At 71.7% G+C, this 20,708-nt stretch carries 21 protein-coding genes; 12 read left to right on the top strand and 9 right to left on the bottom strand.

Annotated features, from left to right (window positions below; translation table 11 throughout):
* Positions 1-39: 39 nt before the first annotated feature.
* Positions 40-1,350, bottom strand: a complete 1,311-nt coding sequence (locus CLV30_RS12085) for a D-arabinono-1,4-lactone oxidase (protein ID WP_106537453.1) — start codon at positions 1,348-1,350, stop codon at positions 40-42.
* A 94-nt stretch (positions 1,351-1,444) separates the two neighbouring features.
* Here CLV30_RS12085 and CLV30_RS12090 point away from each other — a divergent pair, with 94 nt between their 5' ends.
* Together CLV30_RS12090 and CLV30_RS12095 are read left to right on the top strand one after the other, a co-directional pair.
* Positions 1,445-2,563: a ferrochelatase gene (locus tag CLV30_RS12090; protein WP_106537454.1), complete on the top strand. Its 1,119-nt coding sequence runs from the start codon at positions 1,445-1,447 to the stop codon at positions 2,561-2,563.
* Between the two features lie 103 nt (positions 2,564-2,666).
* Positions 2,667-3,476 carry an inositol monophosphatase family protein gene (locus CLV30_RS12095; RefSeq protein ID WP_240723278.1) on the top strand — a complete coding sequence of 270 codons (810 nt, stop codon included), beginning with the start codon at positions 2,667-2,669 and terminating at the stop codon, positions 3,474-3,476.
* Between the two features lie 89 nt (positions 3,477-3,565).
* On the opposite strand, the gene CLV30_RS12100 is transcribed toward CLV30_RS12095, so the two are convergent.
* The gene (locus CLV30_RS12100) at positions 3,566-4,774 is read right to left on the bottom strand and encodes an ABC transporter permease (RefSeq protein ID WP_106537456.1); all 1,209 of its coding nucleotides are present in this window, start codon (positions 4,772-4,774) and stop codon (positions 3,566-3,568) included.
* Positions 4,771-5,721: an ABC transporter ATP-binding protein gene (locus CLV30_RS12105; protein ID WP_106537457.1), complete on the bottom strand. Its 951-nt coding sequence runs from the start codon at positions 5,719-5,721 to the stop codon at positions 4,771-4,773. The genes CLV30_RS12100 and CLV30_RS12105 overlap by 4 nt, the downstream gene beginning before the upstream one ends.
* Positions 5,722-6,003: 282 nt before the next feature.
* On the opposite strand from CLV30_RS12105, the gene CLV30_RS12110 reads away from it, so the two are divergent.
* Positions 6,004-6,303: a DUF4193 domain-containing protein gene (locus CLV30_RS12110; RefSeq protein ID WP_106537458.1), complete on the top strand. Its 300-nt coding sequence runs from the start codon at positions 6,004-6,006 to the stop codon at positions 6,301-6,303.
* Positions 6,304-6,318: 15 nt separating this feature from the next.
* Here CLV30_RS12110 and CLV30_RS26445 read toward each other — a convergent pair whose 3' ends face one another.
* Positions 6,319-6,774: a DUF3093 domain-containing protein gene (locus CLV30_RS26445; RefSeq protein ID WP_165358590.1), complete on the bottom strand. Its 456-nt coding sequence runs from the start codon at positions 6,772-6,774 to the stop codon at positions 6,319-6,321.
* Between the two features lie 84 nt (positions 6,775-6,858).
* Here CLV30_RS26445 and dut point away from each other — a divergent pair, with 84 nt between their 5' ends.
* The 4 genes from dut (at position 6,859) to CLV30_RS12130 (ending at position 9,247) form a co-directional block, all read left to right on the top strand.
* Complete coding sequence (dut, locus tag CLV30_RS25985) at positions 6,859-7,329, top strand: dUTP diphosphatase (protein ID WP_129710985.1); 471 nt, start codon at positions 6,859-6,861, stop codon at positions 7,327-7,329.
* A 6-nt stretch (positions 7,330-7,335) separates the two neighbouring features.
* Positions 7,336-8,055, top strand: a complete 720-nt coding sequence (locus CLV30_RS12120) for a DUF3710 domain-containing protein (RefSeq protein WP_106537460.1) — start codon at positions 7,336-7,338, stop codon at positions 8,053-8,055.
* A 45-nt stretch (positions 8,056-8,100) separates the two neighbouring features.
* Positions 8,101-8,487: an OB-fold nucleic acid binding domain-containing protein gene (locus CLV30_RS12125; protein WP_106537461.1), complete on the top strand. Its 387-nt coding sequence runs from the start codon at positions 8,101-8,103 to the stop codon at positions 8,485-8,487.
* A gap of 64 nt (positions 8,488-8,551) precedes the next feature.
* Positions 8,552-9,247 carry a DUF3159 domain-containing protein gene (locus CLV30_RS12130; RefSeq protein ID WP_106537462.1) on the top strand — a complete coding sequence of 232 codons (696 nt, stop codon included), beginning with the start codon at positions 8,552-8,554 and terminating at the stop codon, positions 9,245-9,247.
* Here CLV30_RS12130 and CLV30_RS12135 read toward each other — a convergent pair.
* Both CLV30_RS12135 and CLV30_RS12140 read right to left on the bottom strand, forming a co-directional pair.
* Positions 9,244-9,912: a potassium channel family protein gene (locus CLV30_RS12135; protein ID WP_106537463.1), complete on the bottom strand. Its 669-nt coding sequence runs from the start codon at positions 9,910-9,912 to the stop codon at positions 9,244-9,246. The two genes, CLV30_RS12130 and CLV30_RS12135, sit on opposite strands and share 4 nt — an antisense overlap.
* Positions 9,912-10,577, bottom strand: coding sequence for a potassium channel family protein (locus tag CLV30_RS12140; RefSeq protein WP_106537464.1), 666 nt, complete (start codon positions 10,575-10,577; stop codon positions 9,912-9,914). The genes CLV30_RS12135 and CLV30_RS12140 overlap by 1 nt, the downstream gene beginning before the upstream one ends.
* Positions 10,578-10,694: 117 nt before the next feature.
* Here CLV30_RS12140 and CLV30_RS12145 point away from each other — a divergent pair, with 117 nt between their 5' ends.
* Both CLV30_RS12145 and CLV30_RS12150 read left to right on the top strand, forming a co-directional pair.
* Complete coding sequence (locus CLV30_RS12145) at positions 10,695-12,680, top strand: APC family permease (RefSeq protein ID WP_205740770.1); 1,986 nt, start codon at positions 10,695-10,697, stop codon at positions 12,678-12,680.
* Positions 12,677-13,981, top strand: a complete 1,305-nt coding sequence (locus tag CLV30_RS12150) for a class I SAM-dependent RNA methyltransferase (RefSeq protein ID WP_106537515.1) — start codon at positions 12,677-12,679, stop codon at positions 13,979-13,981. The genes CLV30_RS12145 and CLV30_RS12150 overlap by 4 nt, the downstream gene beginning before the upstream one ends.
* Here the strand turns inward: CLV30_RS12150 and CLV30_RS12155 are convergent, their stop codons facing one another.
* Positions 13,982-14,872 carry a LysR family transcriptional regulator gene (locus CLV30_RS12155; RefSeq protein ID WP_106537465.1) on the bottom strand — a complete coding sequence of 297 codons (891 nt, stop codon included), beginning with the start codon at positions 14,870-14,872 and terminating at the stop codon, positions 13,982-13,984. It lies immediately after the preceding gene.
* Between the two features lie 101 nt (positions 14,873-14,973).
* Here CLV30_RS12155 and CLV30_RS12160 point away from each other — a divergent pair, with 101 nt between their 5' ends.
* The 3 genes from CLV30_RS12160 (at position 14,974) to CLV30_RS12170 (ending at position 18,170) form a co-directional block, all read left to right on the top strand.
* Complete coding sequence (locus CLV30_RS12160) at positions 14,974-15,990, top strand: DMT family transporter (RefSeq protein ID WP_106537516.1); 1,017 nt, start codon at positions 14,974-14,976, stop codon at positions 15,988-15,990.
* 70 nt (positions 15,991-16,060) lie between these two features.
* Positions 16,061-17,209: a magnesium and cobalt transport protein CorA gene (locus CLV30_RS12165; protein ID WP_106537466.1), complete on the top strand. Its 1,149-nt coding sequence runs from the start codon at positions 16,061-16,063 to the stop codon at positions 17,207-17,209.
* Positions 17,210-17,237: 28 nt separating this feature from the next.
* Positions 17,238-18,170 (top strand): LLM class F420-dependent oxidoreductase, encoded by a 933-nt coding sequence (locus tag CLV30_RS12170; RefSeq protein ID WP_106537467.1) that lies wholly within the window; start codon positions 17,238-17,240, stop codon positions 18,168-18,170.
* 21 nt (positions 18,171-18,191) lie between these two features.
* On the opposite strand, the gene CLV30_RS12175 is transcribed toward CLV30_RS12170, so the two are convergent.
* Together CLV30_RS12175 and CLV30_RS26960 are read right to left on the bottom strand one after the other, a co-directional pair.
* Positions 18,192-18,869, bottom strand: coding sequence for a response regulator (locus CLV30_RS12175; protein ID WP_240723280.1), 678 nt, complete (start codon positions 18,867-18,869; stop codon positions 18,192-18,194).
* Positions 18,866-20,647, bottom strand: a complete 1,782-nt coding sequence (locus tag CLV30_RS26960; protein ID WP_205740772.1) for a sensor histidine kinase — start codon at positions 20,645-20,647, stop codon at positions 18,866-18,868. Before CLV30_RS26960 ends, CLV30_RS12175 begins: the two co-directional genes overlap by 4 nt.
* Positions 20,648-20,708: the final 61 nt, after the last annotated feature.

A 20,708-nucleotide genomic window follows, 5' to 3' on the forward strand; every position in this document is an offset into this window, starting at 1 on the left:
CGCCGGAAATTGCCGGATGTCCAGGCCGTGCCGGGGTGTTCAGGGTCCGAGCACCCGGTCGAGGTACTGATTGGTCATGATCCTTTCCGGGTCGACGCGGTCTCGGACCGCGCGGAAATCGTGCAGTCTGTCGTAGTGATCAGAAAGATACGTGATGTCGCGCGTGTGCAGCTTGCCCCAGTGTGGTCGGCCGGCGTACGAGGTCCACAGCCGTTCCGCGGCGTCGAACCAGCCCCGGTAGTCGGTGCCGGGGTAGGCGTGGGTGGCGACGTACACGGTGTCCCGGGCATGTGCGGGGGAGAGCCACACGTCGTCGGCCGGAGCGGTACGGACCTCGACCGGGAACGCGATGCGCCACGGGCCGCCGGCGGTGAGCTCGCGCAACTCGCGTAGGGCCGGCACCGCCGCGGCCCTCGGCAGGGCGTACTCCATCTCGTGGAACCGCACCCGCCGGGTACTGGTGAACACCGCCGGCGCGTCGTCGACGGAGGAACGGCGCCCGATCAGCCGCGCGGCGGCGCGGTTCACCGCCGGGGTCACCCGCGGCACGGCCCTGGACAGCCGCTGCGTCAGCGCGACACCGGCGTTCTCGACCACCTCGTTCGACAGCCGGGCGGACAACCGGCCGGTCCTGGTGGGCCGTTCGTCGGTGCGGCGGTTGCGTTTGAGCTGGACCGCATCGGTGAACGGGAGCCAGTAGAACTCGACGTGCTCCTCGTCGGCGGCGAGGTCGTGGAAGGCGTCGAGGACGTCGTCGAGCCCGGCCCGCTCTTGGACGGCCCGTAGCCGGAACGCGGGCTCGACGTGGAAGGTCACCGCGGTGATGACGCCCAGGGCGCCGAGTCCGAGCCGCGCGGCGTGGAAGAGGTCGGCGCCGTCACCGTGGTCGTCCGCGGCCACGTCCGCCAGCGAACCGTCGGGCAGCACCATCCGTACCCGGCGCACGGCCGCGGCGAGCGCGGCACTGGCACGCCCGGTGCCGTGCGTGCCGGTCGAGACCGCTCCGGCGACCGTCTGGACGGCGACGTCGCCCATGTTCCTCAGCCCGTACCCGCGCACGGCGAGGGCGTCGTTGAGCTCGCGGATGGTCGTGCCGGCGGCGACGGTGGCCTCGGCGCCGCCGTCCGCGGCCGGTTCCAGCGCCAGCAGGCCGCGCAGCCGGTCCAGCAGCACGAGCACGCCGTCGGTGGCCGCCACCGGGGTGAAGCTGTGCCCGGCGCCGGCGGCCTTGACGCGCAGGTTGCGGCGCGCGGCGTCGGCGACGACGGCGGCGACCTCGTCCGCGTCCGCCGGCCGGACGACGCGCCGCGGGTCGCAGTGGACCGTGCGAGCCCAGTTACGCCACGTCACGTCGGGTCCTTCCGGGCGGCCGGCAGGGTGTGGCCGGCGCCGTCACCGCACCCTGCGCGCGCATGTCCGGAGCGAACTTGGCAGGATCGTGCGGGTGAGCGAAACGCGAAATCGCGTCGATCCGTACGACGCACTGCTCGTGGTCTCCTTCGGCGGGCCGGAGAGCGACGACGACGTCATGCCGTTCCTCGAGAACGTCACCCGGGGACGCGGAGTGCCCCGGGAGCGCCTCGAGGAGGTGGCCGAACACTACTACGAGTTCGGCGGCCGCAGCCCGATCAACGCCCAGAACCGGGCGCTGGTGGCCAACATCGAGCACCTGCTCGCCGAGATCGGCATCTCGATGCCCGTCTACTGGGGCAACCGGAACTGGGACCCGTACCTGGCCGACGAGCTCACGCGCATGCGCGACAACGGCATCGGCCGGGCGGCGGTGTTCATCACCAGCGCGTACGACTCCTACTCCGGGTGCAGGCAGTACCGGGAGGACCTGGCGGACGCGGTGGCGGCGGTCGGTCCGGGAGCGCCGCGTCTGGATCGGCTGCGGCACAGCTTCGACCACCCGGGATTCATCACGGCGAACGCCGACGGCGTCGTCGGCGCGCTGGGCGACCTGCCGGCGCAGCTGACCGGCCGGGCGCGGATCGTGTTCGTCACCCATTCGATCCCGGTGGCGATGGCCGAGACGTCCGGTCCGTCCGGCGGCGCCTACGTGGCCCAGCACGAGGCCGTCGCCGAGGCCGTCGCCGCGCAGGTGGCCGAGCGTACCGGCGTGCAGCGCCCGTTCGACCTCGTCTACTGCTCGCGCAGCGGACCGCCGGAGATGCCGTGGCTGGAGCCGGACGTCAACGACCACCTGGCGAGCCTGGCGGCGGACGGCGTCGAGGCGGTGATCCTGGCGCCGATCGGGTTCCTCTCCGACCACATGGAGGTCGCCTACGACCTCGACACCGAGGCGATCGCCACGGCCAAGGAGCTGGGTGTCGCGGCCGCGCGCGCGGCCACCGCCGGGACGCACCCGGACTTCGTCGCCACCGTCGTCGACCTGCTGACCGAACGGGCCGCCGTGGAGCGTGGTGAGGACGTCACCCGGGCGAGCGTGCTGTCGCTCGGGCCGGCGCCCGACGTCTGCCCCGCGGGCTGCTGCCCGAACCTCCGCGAGTCACGACCCGCCCTGTTCGGCGAGGACGCCCCACCCCACCCGTCGCCGTGAATGACCACGTTCACCATGGAATTCCATGCGTCACCACCCCTGCAGGCCTGGTGACGCGTGTACTCGCCTGGTGGTGTCCACCGATGAACCCGAGGAGTGCCCCGTGACGGTCGACCCCGCAGCCCTGCTGGCCCTCGCCGAGTCGACCGCGCGTGAGGCCGGCGCCATGGTGCATCGGCGCCGCGAGGCGGTCGAGCGCATGGACGTCGCCGCGACCAAGTCGACACCCACCGACGTCGTCACCGAGTCGGACACGGCCGCGGAGACGCTGATCCGCGAGCGCCTGCTGGCCGCTCGGCCCGACGACGGGATCCTCGGCGAGGAGGACGGGCACACGGCGGGCAGCTCGGGCGTCGACTGGGTGGTCGACCCGATCGACGGCACCGTGAACTACCTCTACGGCATGCCGCAGTACGCGGTGTCGATCGCCGCGCGCGCCGACGGAGTGGTGGTCGTCGGCGTGGTGCACAACCCGGCCAGTGGCGAGACCTGGACGGCGGTCCGCGGCGGTGGCGCCCACCTGGACGGCCGCGCGATCCGCGTCACGTCGTGCGACCGGCTCGACCTCGCCATGGTGGGCACCGGCTTCGGCTACGACGCGGACCGGCGGGCCCGGCAGGCCGCGGTGTTGCTCGACCTGGTGCCGGTCGTGCGCGACATCCGCCGTGCGGGAGCCGCGTCGCTGGACCTGTGCTGGGTGGCCACCGGCCGGCTGGACGCCTACTACGAACGCGGGCTGAAGGCGTGGGACATGGCCGCCGGCGCGCTGGTCGCTGAGGAGGCGGGCGCCGTCGTCACCGGGCTGCGGGGCACGGAAGCCGGCGAGGACCTGATGCTGGCGTGTACCCCCGGCGTGGTGGACGAGCTGCGTGCGCTGTTGGAACGCCTCGGTGCCGACCGCGACCTGAGCTGAGCGACGGGGTTTCCGGCCACCACTGGGCGAATGCACGCGTCACCAGGCCTGCAGGGGTGGTGACGCATGGAATTCCATGGTGAACGTGGTCATTTCCCGGCCGGCGTGGAGGTACCGCGGTCGGGGGTGAGCGCCTCGCGCCAGGAGACCTTGGCACCCATCCGCAGCACGGCGCCCTCGTAGATCCGGGCGGCCAGCGCCACCAGCAGCACGATCAGCAGCAGCATCGACCCGAGCGCCAGCCCGACCTCCCAGCCGGCGGCATCGCCGCGGGCCATCCGGATCGGCATGACCAGGGCGCTGAACGGCGGCAGCACGCTGACCACCCCGACCAGCGGACTGTCCGGGCTCATGAACGCGAGGAAGCTGGCGAAGTACGAGATCATCGTCAGCATCGTCACCGGCGTCGTGACGTTCTGCAGCTCCTCCTGACGCGAGATGCGCGCGGCCGCGGCGGCGGACAGGCACGAGTAGGCGGCGTAGCCCAGCACGAACCAGCCGAGCGACAGCAGCACCGGTGTCAGCATCGACGCGGTCAGCGTGACCATCCCCAGCCCGCCGGCCAGCGCCAGCCCCAGCGCGCCGATCACCATCAGCTGCACCAGTCCGAGCAGGCCGATGCCGACGATCTTGCCGGCCAGGAGCGCCCTGGCCGGGATGGCGGCCAGCATCACCTCGACGACCCGGCTCGACTTCTCCTCGACGACGCCCATGGCCACCCACATCGAGTACCCCATGAGCTGGCCGAACAGCACCATCGAGCCGAAGAACGCGACGACGCCGCGGGTGTTGCGCTCCTCCGCTTCGGGATCGAGCGTGACGGTGCCGAGCGTCGCGCCGTTCAGCGCCGCGGTCACCTCCTCCGGGTCGATGCCGGCCTCGGAGAGCGCCGCGCTGCCCTGGACCTGGCTGTAGGCGTTCTGCAGCACCGCTCGCAGCGAGTCGTCCAGGTCACGTTCCACATAGACGGAGTCGCCGTCGACGTAGGCGTCCAGGTCGCCGTCGGTGACGGCGCCACGTGCCTGCTCGGCGTCGGCGACGTCACCGAACTCGACCTCCACACCGGCGACGTCGGCCTGCTGCTGGACCGCGCTGCGCAGGGCCTGGTCGCCACCGAGCAGGCCGACGTCGAAACTGTCCTCGCCGACGTCGGTGAACCGCGGGAAGAGCGCGACGACGGCGATGATGCCGACGGTGACCGCGGTCGAGATGAAGAACGACCGGTCGCGCAGGCGCTGGCCGAACTCGCGGCGCGCCACCAGTGTCGCGGCGGCGCGAAAGGTCAGGGCGCGGCTCATCGGCTCTCCTCGGCATGGTCGCCGGCATGGGTGCCGGCATCGTCACCGGCGCCGTCGGTGACGGCCTCGCGGAACAGTTCAGTGAGCGTGGACCGCACCGGCGTGAACTGGCGTACCGGTCCGAGGGCGCGGGCGGTGTCGAGCGCCTTCTGGTCGTCGACGTCGGGTGCCAGCTCGACGAGCGCGTCCGGTGCGGAGCCGTCGACGACGGTGACCCCGGGCAGCCGGTCGCGCAGCTCGCCGACCCAGCCGGGCCCGGCGTCGACGTGGATCCGGTAACGGCGCGCCGCCTCGCCGCGCAACTGCTCGACGGTGCCGTCGGCGACCATCCGGCCGGCGCGGACGATGCCGACCGCGTCGCACAGCCGTTCGACGAGTTCGAGCTGGTGGCTGGAGAACACCACGGCGGCTCCGGCGTCGACCCGGGCGCGCAGGACCCCCGCCATCGCGTCGACGCCCATCGGGTCGAGGCCGCTGAACGGCTCGTCCAGCACGAGGACCGCGGGATCGTGGATGAGCGCGGCCGCGAGCTGCACGCGCTGCTGGTTGCCGAGCGACAGCGCCTCGACCCGGTCGCTCGCGCGTTCGCCGAGAGCGAGCATGTCGAGCAGGTCGCCGGCCGTCTGCCGTGCTGTGGTGCGCGCCACACCGTACAGCTGTGCGAGGTAGACGAGCTGATCGAACACCCGCATCTTCGGATAGAGGCCGCGCTCCTCGGGCATGTAACCGAACTCACGTCGCATGTCGCGGTCGACGGTGCGGCCCTGCCAGCGCACGGTGCCCGAATCGGGGGAGAGTACCCCCAGCACGATGCGCATCGCGGTGGTCTTCCCGGCGCCGTTCGTCCCGACGAACCCATACATCTGCCCTGGTCGGACCGTGAATGAGAGATCGTCGAGAGCGACCACGTCGCCGTATCGGCGCGAGAGCCGGTCGAGCTCGAGCATGCGGATCCTTCGTTTCGGCAGCGGGTCCGACGGCCAGCATCCCCCGTCCGGATGCGGACGTTCCTCATCCTTCGGGACGGTCCCGCGGTCACTCGGGAGGACGATACCGGCCACGTGTTGGCGGGTCGGTGTGCGGGAACGGGTCACCATCAGGCAGAATCTGCCGCTCGGAGCGGGCACAACCGCGGACGCTCGTGCGTTACGAAGGGGCACCGATTCGTCGGAACGATTCCGGCGACGCCACCGACGGACGACAAACGCGCCCAGTGAGGGGGATGGATCATGGCAACCGACTACGACGCACCACGCAAGACGGACGAGGAGATCTCCGAGGACTCGCTCGAGGAGCTGAAGAACCGGGGGATGGACAAGTCCTCCGGGATCGTCGACGTCGACGAGTCCGAGCTCAACGAGTCGATGGAGCTGCCTGGTGCGGACCTGTCGAACGAGGAGCTGGCAGTACGCGTACTGCCGCGGCAGGCGGACGAGTTCACCTGCTCGCAGTGCTTCCTCGTGCATCACCGCAGCCAGTTGGCGAAGGAGAAGAACGGGCAGCTCATCTGCCGCGACTGCGCAGCCTGACGCCCGACGTTCCCCTCATGCGGTGTGCTGACGCGCCGCCTCGAGAACGGCCGCGAGCCGATCGGGGCGGCGCGTCGTGACAAGCCAGTACGGAGTGGGGTCGTCGGGATCGTCGACCCCGACACGCACGACGGCGGGGGCGTAGCCGCGGATGACCGTGTAGGCCCTCGGGTCCAGCTCGGGTCCCCGGGCGGCGCGGGCGCGCTCGCCGTCGAGTGCCTCGACGGTGCCGACGTTCGCCAGCGGTATCCGTGCCCGCCCGACCGTCAGGGTGGTGTCGTCCACGGCGATGAGCGCTCTGCCGTAGGCGAACAGCAGCGCCGCCCCGAGCGCGAGCACCCCGAGGCCCACCGGCAGCGACACCGCCGGGCCATAGGCGTGGTGGTACACCATCCACACGGCCCCGGCCAGCGCCACGAGCAGGCCCCACCAGAGGACGGGCACCCACAGGCGCTCGCGATAGTTCGTCACCCACAGCAGGGTGCCACGGAAAGGCCCGCGCCGAACACACGGACCGAGCCGGTAGGGTCGGCGATCGTGAGCGGAGGTGTACACGTGAGCGAGCCGGTGGACGTGCTGATCACCCGCATCGACCCGGACGTGGCCCTGCCCGGCTACGCACACCCGGGCGACGCGGGCGCCGATCTCGTCACCACCACCGACGTGACCATCCCGCCGGGCGAGCGGGCGATGGTCGGCACGGGCATCGCCATCGCGCTGCCGGCGGGTTACGCTGCGTTCGTCCATCCGCGTTCCGGACTGGCCCACCGGCTGGGCGTGAGCATCACGAACACACCCGGCACGGTCGACGCCGGATATCGCGGCGAGATCCGGGTATCCCTCGTCAATCACGACCTGCGTGACGCGGTGACGTTCGCCCGTGGCGACCGGATCGCGCAGTTGGTCGTCCAACGGGTCGAACGGGTCCGTTTCCACGAGGTCGAGCGGCTTCCCGGGTCGGCCCGTGGCGACGGTGGACACGGGTCGACGGGAACGTCGTCGGCCCATCACGACGGAAGGAAGTAGACCAAAGTGTTCCGACGCCGGCGCCGAGGCGACGACGCATCGACACCCGCCGACCAGGGCCCGGACGAGAGCGCTGCGGCGGACGGCGAGCCCGCCCCGGACGCGGATTCGGCGGGGGACACCGACCGTACCGGTGGCCCGTACGACGCGTCCGAGGTCGACATGCAGGAGGCCCGCTCGGGCCGGATCGACCTCGGCGGTCTGCTCGTGCGCCCGGCGCCGGGGATGAAGCTGCAACTGCAGCTGGACAAGCGCACCGGCAACGGCACGAGCGTGTTGCTGAGCACCGACGAGGCCGCGGTCCAGCTGGTCGCGGTGGCGGCCCCGCGCAGCTCCGGAATGTGGGAGCAGACCCGGTTGCAGATCGGCGAGGACGCCAAGGGCCGGGGCGGGCGGTCCGAGGAGGCGAACGGGCCGTTCGGCACCGAGATGCGGGTGGTGGTGCCGGCTCAGTCGCAGGAGGGCAAGCAGGTCTTCCAGCCGTCGCGGGTGTCGGGTATCGACGGGCCGCGGTGGATGCTGCGCGCGACCTTCCTCGGCAAGGCCACCACGGACGCGTCGGTCTTCCAGCAGCTGGTCGACATCGTGCGCCAGACGGTGGTCGTGCGCGGCGAGGCCCCGATGGCGCCGGGTGACGTCATCACGCTGAAGCCTCCGGAGGGCGGCCAGGGCGAGGCGGAGACGTCGCAGGCCGGGCCCTCCGAGGACGGGCCGCTGCAGGCGTGACGTCCGCAGCCGGGACGGGTGGGCAGAACAGCTAGGCTGGGCGGTATGGGTGACAACGCCACGCGCCGCGGCTTCTGGGGAGCCGTGGCCCGGTGGGCGGCCTCGGACGCCGAGGTGGACGCCGAGGAGCTTCGTGACGACGCGCGCGAGGCCGGGTGCCAGTCGCTGGCCGAGGTTCCCGAGCGCTCGCGGGTGAAGGTCCGCGGCACGCTGCGGTCGGTCACGCTGCAGCCGCGGCAGGGAACGCCCGCGCTGGAGGCGGAGTTGTTCGACGGCTCCGACTCGGTGACACTGGTGTGGCTGGGCCGGCGCCGGATCGCGGGCATCAGCTGTGGCCGTCGGCTGACGGCGGTCGGCCGGGTGGCGACGCTCGACGGCCGGCGCGTCATGTTCAATCCGCGATACGAGCTGCAACCGTCCGGTACGGAATGACCTCGCCCGTCCGGGGCGGCACGAACCTCATCGACGAGCGAGAAGGCGAGCGGGACCGGACATCATGAGCCAGACCGAACCCGGCGATCAGCGCGGCCAGCAGCAGAGCTGGGTCGGTGCCATCGCGTCCGAGGACCGGTTCCGTCCGCAACACGCGCTGAGCCTGGGCGCACTGCTGGACGCCGGGCTGCCGCTCGCGCTGTTCACGGTGGTCTACGCGGTCGCGGGGCACAACCTGTCGCTGTCGCTGTGGGTGGCGCTGGGCTCCGGCGCGCTGCTGGCGGTGGTGCGGCTGTTCCGGCGTGAGCCGCTGCAGAACGTGGTCGCCGGCTTCGTCGGCCTCGGCATCGCCGCCTACCTGGCCCACCGGACCGGACAGGCCGAGGACGTCTTCCTGCCCGGGCTGCTGATCAACGTGGGATACGGGCTCGCGTACCTGGTGTCCATCGCGGTGCGCTGGCCGTTGCTGGGCGTGTTCGTGGGGCTGGTGACCGGTCAGGGCATGGCGTGGCGGCGCGACCCGGCGTTGCTGCGCGCGTTCACCAAGGCCAGCCTGCTGTGGGTGGCGCTGTTCGCCACCAGGCTGGCGGTGCAGGCGCCGCTGTACTTCGCCGGCGAGGAGCAGCTGGGCTGGCTCGCCGGCGCCCGGCTGGCCATGAGCTGGCCGCTGTTCCTGCTGGTGGTCTACCTGTCGTGGGTCATCATCCGGCCGGCGTACCGTGCGCACACCGAAGCGCAGACCGAGGCGGCGGCGGACTAACCCTCGTCGTGCGGCGACAGCAGCTGCCCGAGCTGGCGCTCGCGTTCCGGCGCCGCGACGAACAGCAGCTCGTCGCCGGCCTCCAGCGGCATGTCCGGCAGCGGACTGTGCACGTGCTTGCCGCGGATGATCGACACCAGCGACGTGTCCACCGGCCACGCGACGTCGGCGATGGCGGTTCCGACGATGGGGGAGTCGGTCGGCAGCGTCAGCTCGACGAGGTTCGCCTCGCCCTGCCGGAAACTGAACAGGCGCACCAGGTCGCCGACGCTGACGGCCTCCTCGACGAGGGCGCTCATGATGCGCGGCGTGGAGACGGCGACGTCGACGCCCCAGCTGTCGTTGAACAGCCACTCGTTGCCCGGATGGTTCACCCTGGCCACGACGCGCGGCACCCCGAACTCGGTCTTGGCCAGCAACGACACGACGAGGTTGACCTTGTCGTCGCCGGTGGCCGCGATGACGACGTTGCAGCGCTCCAGCGCCGCCTCCTCGAGCATGGACAGCTCGCAGGCGTCGGCGAGCAGCCACTCCGCCTCGGGCACACTGGCGGCCTTGATGGCGCGCGGCTCCTTGTCGACGAGCAGGACGTCGTGGTTGTTCGTGAGCAGCTCGGAGGCGATGGAGCGCCCGACGTTGCCGGCACCGGCGATGGCGACGCGCATCAGAGCTCGACCTCCGGATCGTTCGTGAAGATGCTCTCGACCTTCTCGAGGTCGTCGGTGCGGATCAGCACGTGGATCAGGTCGCCGTCCTGGATGACGGTGTCGGGACGCGGCAGCAGGCCGTCGCCGTAGCGGGTGATGAACGCGATCCGCGCGCCCGACGCCGCTTCGAGCGTCGTGGCCGGCTGACCGATCCACCCGGCGGCGACGTGAATCTCGGCGAGGTGGATGGTGCCGGACGGATCGACCCACTCGGTCTGTGCGCCCTCCGGGATGATCCGGCGCAGCATCTGGTCGGCGGTCCAGCGCACGGTGGCGACCGTGGGGATGCCGAGGCGCTGGTACACCTCGGCGCGGCCGGGGTCGTAGATGCGGGCGACGACGTTGTCGACGCCGAAGGTCTCGCGCGCGACCCGGGCGGCGAGAATGTTCGAGTTGTCACCGCTGCTGACGGCGGCGAACGCGTCGGCGCGCTCGATGCCCGCCTCGCGCAGCACGTCCCGGTCGAACCCCACGCCGGAGACGGTCGAGCCCTCGAACCCGGGCTGCAACCGGCGGAACGAGTCCGGGTTCTGGTCGACGACGGCGACCGTGTGATCGTGCGACTCCAGGCTGTGCGCCAGGGTCGAGCCGACCCGGCCGCATCCCATGATGACGACGTGCACCTGCGTCCTCTCCGCTTCGCCGAAGCCACGAGCGCTGTCGCCGACGACGTTACACGAGCGGACCGGCCGGAGCGTCGGTGCGACGGGTCCCTGCCCGACGGCCTAACATTGCGGACCGTGCCGAAGCTGGGCGACATCTCCAAACGTGTGCTCGTCGGTCGCAAGCTCGCCAGCGACCGACTGAGCCACACGTTGCTGCCCAAGCGCCTCGCGGTCCCGGTGTTCGCCAGCGACCCGCTGTCGTCGGTGAACTACGCCACCCAGGAGATCCTGGTCATCCTGACCCTGGGTGGGCTGACGTACCTGGTCTACACCCCGTGGGTGGCGGCGGTCGTCGTGCTGCTGCTGGTGACGGTGGTGGCGTCCTACCGTCAGCTGGTCCGGGCGTATCCGTCCGGTGGCGGTGACTTCGAGGTCGCCAGCACGAACCTCGGCCCCACGGCCGGGCTGGTCGTGGCCAGCGCGCTGCTCATCGACTACGTGCTCACCGTCGCCGTGTCGGTGTCGGCCGGCGTGGACAACCTGATCTCGGCCGTACCGCAGCTGGATCGATATCGCATCCCGATCGCGCTCGGCCTCGTGGTGTTCCTGGCGGCGATGAACCTGCGCGGGGTCCGCGAGAGCGGCAAGGCCTTCGCGATACCGGCGTACCTGTTCGTCGTCGGCATCGGCGCGATGATCGTGTGGGGCCTGGGGCAGACGCTCTTCGGTGAGGCGCCGCGCGCGGAGTCGGCGGACTACGACGTCGCCGCGGAGATGACCGATCTCGGCGGGGTCGCGGTCATGCTGCTGGTGTTGCGGGCGTTCGCGTCCGGCTGTACCGCGCTGACCGGCGTCGAGACCATCGCGAACGGGGTGCCGGCCTTCCGCAAGCCCAAGGGCAAGAACGCCGCGTCGGCGCTGGCGATCATGGGGACGTTGTCGATCAGCATGTTCGTCGGCATCACGGCGCTGGCCGTCGTGTCCGAGGTGCGCTACGTCGAGGACCCGTGCTCGCTGCAGGGGTTCGACTGCGAGACCCAGCCGCAGCGCACGGTGATCTCGCAGATCGCCCTGGCCGTGTTCGGCGACGAGAGCATCCCGTTCTACTACATTCAGGCGGTCGCCGCGCTGATCCTCATCCTGGCGGCGAACACGGCGTTCAACGGCTTCCCGCTGCTCGGGTCCGTCCTGGCGCAGCACCGGTACGCGCCACGGCAGCTGCACACCCGCGGCGACAAGCTGGTGTTCAGCAACGGCATCATCGTTCTGGCGCTGCTCGCCGGGGTGCTGATCGTGGTGTTCGACGCCTCGGTGACGCGGCTGATCCAGCTGTACATCGTCGGTGTGTTCACCGCGTTCACGCTCGGGCAGGCGGGCATGGTCCGGCACTGGAACCGGACCCTGACCACGACGCGAGACGTCTCGGAACGCCGGTCGATCATGCGCTCACGGGCGATCAACGCGTTCGGTGCGACGATGACCGGTGTCGTGCTGGTCGTGGTCACCATCACCAAGTTCACGCACGGCGCGTGGATCGTGCTGGCCACGATGCCGCTGCTGTTCGCGCTGATGCGCGGCATCCGCCGGCACTACGACACCGTCAGCGAGGAACTGGCCGTCGACGACTGGCCGTCGGAGTCGTTGCTGCCGTCGCGCGTGCACGCGGTCGTGCTGGTGTCGCGGCTGCACAAGCCGACGGTGCGGGCCATCGCGTACGCCCGGGCGGCACGGCCGGACATCATCGAGGCGATCACCGTCAACGTCGACGCCGACGACACCGCGACGCTGCTGGACGAGTGGGACCGGCGCGAGATCCCGGTGCCGCTGCGGGTGCTCGACTCGCCGTACCGTGAGATCGCGCGGCCGGTCATCGAGTACGTGCGGGCGATCCGGCGCGCCAGCCCGCGTGACGTCGTCACCGTCTACGTCCCCGAGTACGTCGTCGGGCGCTGGTGGGAGCGGCTGCTGCACAACCAGAGCGTGTTCTGGCTCAAGGGCCGGCTGCTGTTCACACCGGGGGTGATGGTGACGAGCGTTCCGTGGCAGCTGCATTCGTCGACGGACCAGGGGAGCAAGGGCGGCGCCCGCCCCGGGCCGGACCAGGGCGGTGGATCGAGCTGAGCAGGCCACAGCGGCGGGTCCGGGGCGAGGACCGGGCCGGCACCGAGATCGTGGTGGACGTGGGCGACGTGGCGCACGGCGGCGTCTGCGTCGCGCGGCACGAGGGACGCGTCGTGTTCGTCCGGCACGCGCTGCCGGGGGAGCGGGCGTGGGTGCGCGTCACCGAGGGCGGCAGCGACGACCCGTTCTGGCGCGCGGAGGCCATCGAGATCGTGACCGAGTCGCCGGACCGGGTGCAGCCGCCGTGTCCGTACGCGGTCCCCGGCGGCTGCGGCGGGTGCGACTGGCAGCACGCGGCTCCGCGGGCACAGCGCCGGTTCAAGGAGACGGTGGTGGCCGAGCAGCTGCGTCGCCTCGCCGGCATCGACATGCGGGTCGAGGTCGAGCCGGTGCCGGGTGACGCCGACGGGCTGGACTGGCGCACCCGCGTCACCTACGCCGTCGACGCGGACGGCCGCGCGGGGCTGCACCGGCACCGGTCCCACGACATCGTGCCGATCGAGCGCTGCCTCATCGCGCACCCGCGCGTCCGTGACGTGGGCGTGGAGGCGCGCGAGTGGCCGGACACCGAGTCGGTCGAGGTCGTCGCCGCGAGCGGCGGCCGGCTGGTGATCGCGGAATGTACGAGCCCGGAACCGGAGCCGCCGATCCTGGCCTCGGACGTGTCCGTCGCGGTGGCGGCCGACCGCGACGGAAGCCGCCTCCGCGCCCTGCACGGGCGGACCGAGGTGGTCGAGGAGGCCGCCGGCCGTCGCTGGCAGGTCACCGGCGGCGGCTTCTGGCAGGTCCATCCGGGCGCCGCGGACATCCTGGCCGCCGCCGTGCTGGACGCCCTGGACCCGCGCCCCGGCGAACGCGGGCTGGACCTGTACTGCGGGGTCGGGCTGTTCACCGGCGTCCTGGCCGGGCGGGTTGGCCCGGACGGCTGGGTCGTCGGCGTCGAGGGGTCGCGGCAGGCGGCGGACGACGCCGACTGGAACCTGCGCGACCTGCCGGGCGTCCGGGTGGAACGTGGCCGGGTCGACCGGACGCTGAACCGTGCCGACGTCGCGCCCGAGGTCGACGTGGTGGTCCTGGACCCGCCGCGAACCGGCGCGAAGGCGCGTGTCGTCGCTTCGATCGCCGCGAGGTCGCCGCGCGCCGTCGCGTACGTGGCCTGCGACCCGGCCGCGCTGGCCCGGGATGTGGCGATCTTCGCCGAGCACGGGTACACGCTGGCGGGGCTGCGCGCGTTCGACCTGTTCCCGATGACCCACCACGTGGAGTGCGTGGCGGTGCTGGAACCCACCGCGCAGCGGTGATCACGCGGCGTGTGCTTCGAGCGCCGCGACACAGGCACGCACCGGCGGGCTCTGGTTCCGGGTGAGCCAGGCCACGCTGATGTCGCGCCGGAGCGCGGGCGTGGTCGGGATCATGCGCACGCCCGGTGGGGCCACCGCCCCGGCCATCGCGGGGACCAGTGCCGCGGCCAGGTTCTGTTCGACGAGGGCGTACTGCGCGGTGTGCTCGGCGACGAAGTAGCGGACGTCGGGTTCGACGCCCCGGGCGCGCAGCGCCTGCACGAGCGCCTCGTGCGGCTCGGTTCCCGGTGGGCAGGTGGCCCACGCCGTGTCTGGCAGTTCGGCGAGGTCGACAGCCTCGTGGTGGTGACACGGATGACGCGTCGAGAGGGCCACCTTCGCCTCTTCGTCGACGAGCGTCCGCAGGGTCACGCCCTCCGGAATGACCAACGGCCGGTTGGCCCAGCTCTCGATGAGCAGAACGTCGAGAGCGCCGTCGAGCAGCCGCGGCATCAGGTCGACGACCTCACCGTCGGTGACGGTGGGCAGCAGCCGCGGGTGCCGGGTGGTGAGGTCGGCGAGGGCATGCGGCAGCAGCGTACGGACCGCGCTGGCCACACCACCGATGCGCAGCGGTCCGAGCACCTGATCGTCCAGGTCGCCGAGATCGGACTCGGCGGCCGCGAGTTGGCCGAGGACCTGTTCGGCGTGCCGGCTGAGCACCCGGCCGGCGTGTGTGAGCCGGACGCTGCGGCCGTGTGGTTCGAGCAGCGTGTGCCCGGCCTCCCGCTCCAGCTTGCCGAGCTGCTGTGACACCCCGGACGGGGTCATGTGCAGGGCCTGCGCCGCACGGGCGACGGAGCCGTGGGTGGCGACGGCGGCGAGCGCGCGGAGCCGGTCGAGACTGAACACATTAGCGAGACTACTGGGTACAGCCGAGAAATCGTTGCTTTTACTTCCGTGACGCGCCATGCACAGTGGAGTTCGTGACGCGAGACGACGGTTCGACGACCATGCGGCAGGAACCGAGCACCACCGTGCGGGCCCGGGTCGTGAGCCGTCCCGTCGTGCTGGCGGTGGCGGGCTCCGCCTGCATCTCGGCGTCGGCGGTGTTCATGAAGCAGTCCGGGACCAACGCCGGCACCGCGGCCTTCTTCCGGTGTGCGCTCGCGCTGCTCGTGCTGGTGCCGCTCGCCTGGCGAGAGCGGCACCGGCTCGACCCGCGGCAGCTGCGGCATCGGCTGATGGACGTCGGCGCCGGCGTCCTGCTCGGCGTGGACATGGTGTTCTGGGCGGCCAGCGTGCTCAACGTGGGCGCGTCGATCGCCACGGTGCTCATCAACGTCCAGGTCGTGGTGTTCCCGTTGCTGGCCCGGGTGGTGTCGGGCGCGAGGCTGTCGTGGCGGTTCGCGGTGACGGCGCCGCTGATGCTCGTCGGTGTCGCGCTCGCCAGCGGGGCCGTCGGCCGGCCCGAGCCGGGCAGCGACCCGGTGGCAGGCGTCACGTTCGGCATGATCGCCGGGGTCGCGTACGCGGGGTACCTGTTCCTGATGCGGCTCGGCGGCGGGCGTCAGCACACGGTGTCGCCGGTGTGCACGTCGACGGCGGCGGCCGCGGTGACGGCCGGCGTGCTGGGCGGACTCTGGACGGGCATCGACCTCGCGCCGGGGTGGCCGGCCATGGGCTGGCTGCTGACGCTGGCGATCGTCGGGCAGGTGGTGGCGTGGCTGCTCATCACGACCGCACTGCCGGCGCTGCCGGCCGACGTCGGCGCGGCGCTGCTGCTGTTGCAACCGGTGCTGGCGTTCGGGCTCGGTGTCGCGATCGGCGAACGTCCGACCTCGACGCAGGTCGCCGGCTGCGCGCTGGTGGTCGTCGTGGTCTGGTATCACAACCGGCTGCCCCGCCGGTCCGGCGTCAGTTATCCTGACCAGTGGTCCGACGACGGCTGCGTGCAGGGAGGTGAGGCTGCCATGAGCAGTGAACCTCCCAGTTATGCACGGCGGGACGCTCGAGCCGCGGGCAGCTGATGCCCGGCGGCGGGTGTCCTGCGCCTCCGACACCCTCGCGCCCGCGTCCGTTTTCGTTGGGAGAGACGCCATGCCGCCGCGTCGTCAACGTGCACTCCGTGTCATCCGTCCGGCCCTGCGCCGGCACAACACCCGCAACAACACCGGCGCCGCGGCCGCGGACACGCAGCCGGCCGAGTCCGACAACGGTCACCCCAGGTCCAGCATCATCGACGCCGCGCTGTACCGCGACGGCTATCGCGCGAGCACGCCCGGCTCGCTGGCCGAGACCTACCACGAACTGCGCGCGGACGCCGAGGCGATGGCCTGGATCGGGCTGTACCGGCCCAGCGACGCCGAGCTGATGTCGCTGGCCGAGGAGTTCGACCTGCACCCCTTGGCGGTCGAGGACGCCATGGAGGCGCACCAGCGGCCGAAGCTCGAACGCTACGGCGAGACCCTGTTCGTGGTGCTGCGCGCCGCGCGCTACCTCGACGCCTCCGAGCAGGTCGACTTCGGCGAGCTGCACCTGTTCGTCGGCCAGGACTTCGTCATCACCGTCCGGCACGGCGCGGCGCCGGACCTCTCGGCGGTGCGCCGCCGCATGGAGGACACCCCCGACCTGTTGCGGCTCGGGCCGGAGGCGGTGCTGTACGCGGTGCTGGACGCGGTCGTCGACGGCTACGTTCCGGTCATCGCCGGCGTCGAGAACGACGTCGACGAGATCGAGACGGAGGTGTTCGGCCGTGATCCGCGGGTGTCGCGGCGTATCTACGAGCTCTCGCGCGAGGTGCTCGAGTTCCAGCGGGCCACCCGGCCGCTGATCGGCATGATGCAGGGCCTGCAGGCAGGATTCGTGAAGTACGGCACGGACGAGGAGCTGCAGCGCTATCTGCGCGACGTCGCCGACCACGTGGCCGAGGTCACCGAGCGCGTCGACGGCTTCCGGCAGGTGCTGCAGGACATCCTCCGGGTCAACTCGACCCTCGTCACGCAGCAGCAGAACGAGGAGATGAAGGCGCTCACCGAGGCGAGCTTCGAACAGAACGAGGAGCTGAAGAAGATCTCCGCGTGGGCGGCGATCCTGTTCGCCCCGACCCTGGTGGGCACCATCTACGGCATGAACTTCACGCACATGCCGGAGGTGGACTGGTACTTCGGCTACCCGTTCGCGTTGTTCCTGATGGCCCTGGTGTGCGCGGGGCTGTTCGTGGTGTTCCGGCGACGCGGCTGGTTGTGACCGCCGGGCCGCGTGCAAAGCTGGAACCATGCGACTTCGGATCTTCACCGAGCCCCAGCAAGGGGCCAGCTACGACGACCAGCTCCGGGTGGCGAAGGCCACCGAGGCTCTCGGTTTCGACGCGTTCTTCCGCTCCGACCACTACCTGGCCATGGGCGCCGCCGACGGCCTGCCCGGGCCCACAGACTCGTGGGTCACCCTGGCGGGCCTGGCACGCGAGACGTCGCACATCCGGCTGGGCACCCTGGTGTCGTCGGCGACGTTCCGTCATCCCGGGCCGCTGGCGATCCAGGTGGCGCAGGTCGACGAGATGTCCGGCGGGCGGGTCGAGTTCGGCCTCGGCACCGGCTGGTACGACAGTGAGCACGCCGCGTACGGCATCCCGTTCCCTCCGAAGCGGTTCGGCCTGCTCGAGGAGCAGCTGGCGGTCGTCACCGGGCTGTGGAACACGCCCGTCGGCGAGCGCTTCTCGTTCTCCGGCGAGCACTACACGGTGACCGACTCGCCGGCGTTGCCGAAACCGGCCCAGCGGCCGCTGCCGTTGATCGTGGGCGGCAACGGCCCGCGGCGCACGCCAGCCTTGGCCGCGCAGTACGCGGCGGAGTACAACACGTCGTTCCCGCCCAAGGCGGAGATCGGGGACAGGTTCGCCGCGGTGCGCAAGGCGTGCGAGGACGCCGGTCGTGACCCGGACGAGCTGGTGTACTCGGCGGCGCTGGTGCTGGCGTGCGGCAAGGACGAGGCCGAGTTCGCGCGGCGTGCTGCCGCCATCGGTCGCGAGCCGGCGGAGCTGCGGGCCAACGGCCTGGCCGGTACGCCGCAGGAGGTGGTCGACGGCATCGGCGCGCTGAAGGAGCTCGGCGCCGGGCGCGTGTACCTGCAGGTGCTGGACCTGACCGATCTCGAGCACCTGGAGCTCGTGGCCGCGGAGGTGGCGCCGCACGTACAGCCTGCCGGCTGACCCGGCGGTTCACCCCGGCCGTCAGCTGCCGGGCTGGACGAGCCCGGTCTCGTAGGCGATGACGACGGCTTGCGCGCGGTCGCGCAGGTCGAGCTTGGTGAAGAGGCGCCCCACGTGGGTCTTGATGGTCTGCTCGGCCAGCACGAGCGATTCGGCGATCTCGGCGTTGGACATGCCGGCGGCGATGAGCTTGAGCACCTCCGTCTCGCGAGTGGTGAGGTCGCGCAGTTGGTCCGGTCGGGGCCGGTTGGCCTCCGGGCGGCGGGCGAACTCGGCGATGAGGGTGCGGGTGATCGACGGAGCCAGCAGGGCATCCCCGGCCGCGACGACCCGCACCGCGTGCACGAGATCGGCGGCTGGAGCGTCCTTGAGGAGGAAGCCGCTGGCCCCGGCGCGCAGCGCCTCGTACACGTAGTCGTCCAGGTCGAAGGTGGTGAGCATGACCACCCGTGGATGCCGCAGGCCCGGAGCACGCAGGATCCGCCGGGTGGCTTCGAGGCCGTCCAGCATCGGCATGCGCACGTCCATGAGCACGATGTCCGGAGCCAGGCGGCGGTTGGCGTCCACGGCGGCTGCGCCGTCGGCGGCGTCCCCGACGACGTCGATGTCGGGCTGGGCGGCCAGCAGCGCGCCGAACCCCTGCCGGACCATGGCCTGATCATCGACGATCAGTACCCGGGTGGGTGGCTCACTGCTCACGAGGGCTCCTCGACATGGAAGGGCAGGGTGGCTCGGACCTCGAAGCCGCCGCCGGGACGCGCATCGGTGGTCAACGTGCCGCCGACGACGTTCGCGCGTTCGCCCATGCCGATCAGGCCATGGCCGGGGCCTGCGGGCTCGACCGGCGTCGCCGGCGCGGCGTTGACGATCGTGAGCTCCAGGCCGGTCGAGGCGTAGACGATGGTCACGTCGACCTCCGCGCCGGGGGCGTGCCGGGCCGCGTTGGCCAGCGACTCCTGGACGATCCGGTAGGCCGACAGGCCGACCTGTGTGCCGACGGCCGTGGGTGAGCCGTCGATGCTCAGCCGTACCGGCACTCCGGAACGCGCCGCCGACTCGACCAGCTCGCCGACCTGGTCGAGGCCGGGCTGGGGCGCGTGCGTGACCTCGCGGTCCTCGCTGCGCAGGACTCCGAGCAGGCCGCGGATCTCCGTGAGTGCCTGGCGCGCGGACGTGCTGATGGCCGCGAACTCCTCCTGCGCCTGCGGCGGCAGCCCGCTGATCCGGTACGGAGCGCTCTCGGCCTGCACCACCACCATCGACATGTGATGGGCGACGACGTCGTGCAGGTCGCGGGCGATCCGCGCCCGCTCTTCGAGGACGGTACGGCGTGCCTTCTCCAACTCGCTGAGCTCGGTCTGGCGTTCGAGTTCGTGCCGGGCGCGCCGGCGCGAGCGGACGAGGTCGCCGATGATCGTGAACGCGGTCGCCACGACGAGCATGGTGATGGCGACTCCGGAGTCCACCGGGGCACCCGTCGCGATGACCATGACGGTGACGGCCCACACCCAGCCCGTCGTCCAGCGGTCGTGGCGGACGCTGACCAGGAACGTCGAGGCCAGCCAGACCCACTGGAAGATCACCGGCCAGGCACCCGGGTCGAGGCCGCCGCTCTGCGTGCCGATGACGGCGACGACGGCGGCGAGAACCGTGGCGAGCCGCCAGCCGAGCAGCGCGTACCGCCTGCTCAAGCCCACCGGTAGGGCGATGAGCGCGGCGAGGATCGGCAGCACGAGGTCGTGGACCACGAGCGTCTCGCGGATCGAGGCGGCCACCGCGATCCAGAACACGCCGAGGGCCAGCAGCCACGGGACGACGGCGCGCACCCGCTCCACCCACGGCGACGACGGCAGCAGACGATGGCCCAGGGGAGGCCCGGCCGGCGGTGAGGTCACCCAGTCGACGAACGCCTCCCGGAAGCCGCCGAGCAGTCTGGCCCTGACCTCGGTGAGCGAGACCGGAGGCGCCGCGTCGCCGGCCGGGTGGATCAGGCCGGCGGAGCGCACGAGCGTGCCGGCCAGCGCCACCACCGTCACCCCGACCGTCCAGCCCGCACGGAGATCGTCCGGCACGGAGACCGCGAAGAGCACGGCCGTGGCGAGGGCCGCGGCCACGGCCGTGGCCACCCGCAGGGACCGGGTCAGGTGCGGTGGCGGGCGCAGGGCCACCGCGAACAGCAGCGCCAGCAGCACCAGCCCGTGCACGGTCGGCCACGGCCATGGGTCGCCGTCCACGACCGGAAACGCTCGCGACACCAGCAGGGCGCCGCCCGCCGACAGCAGCCAGCCCAGTGCCGGACGGGTGGTGATCAGGCCGAACGGCACGGCCGCCAGGGCCGCCAGGATCGGCACGTCGAGCTCGGTGCGGGACTCCAGCACCTCGGAGACGCTCGGCAGGGCGACAGCGAACAGAGCGAGGCTGCCGATCCATGGCAGCCACTTCCGCGCCGTGATGACGGCGTCGCCCCGGTCGTCCACCCGCTCAGGTTAGGCGGTCGGCGGTCGTCTCGGCGTCACGCCACGGAGCTACGCCGCATTG

Origin of the sequence: Haloactinopolyspora alba, from assembly GCF_003014555.1 — a bacterium.
GTDB lineage: Bacteria > Actinomycetota > Actinomycetes > Jiangellales > Jiangellaceae > Haloactinopolyspora > Haloactinopolyspora alba.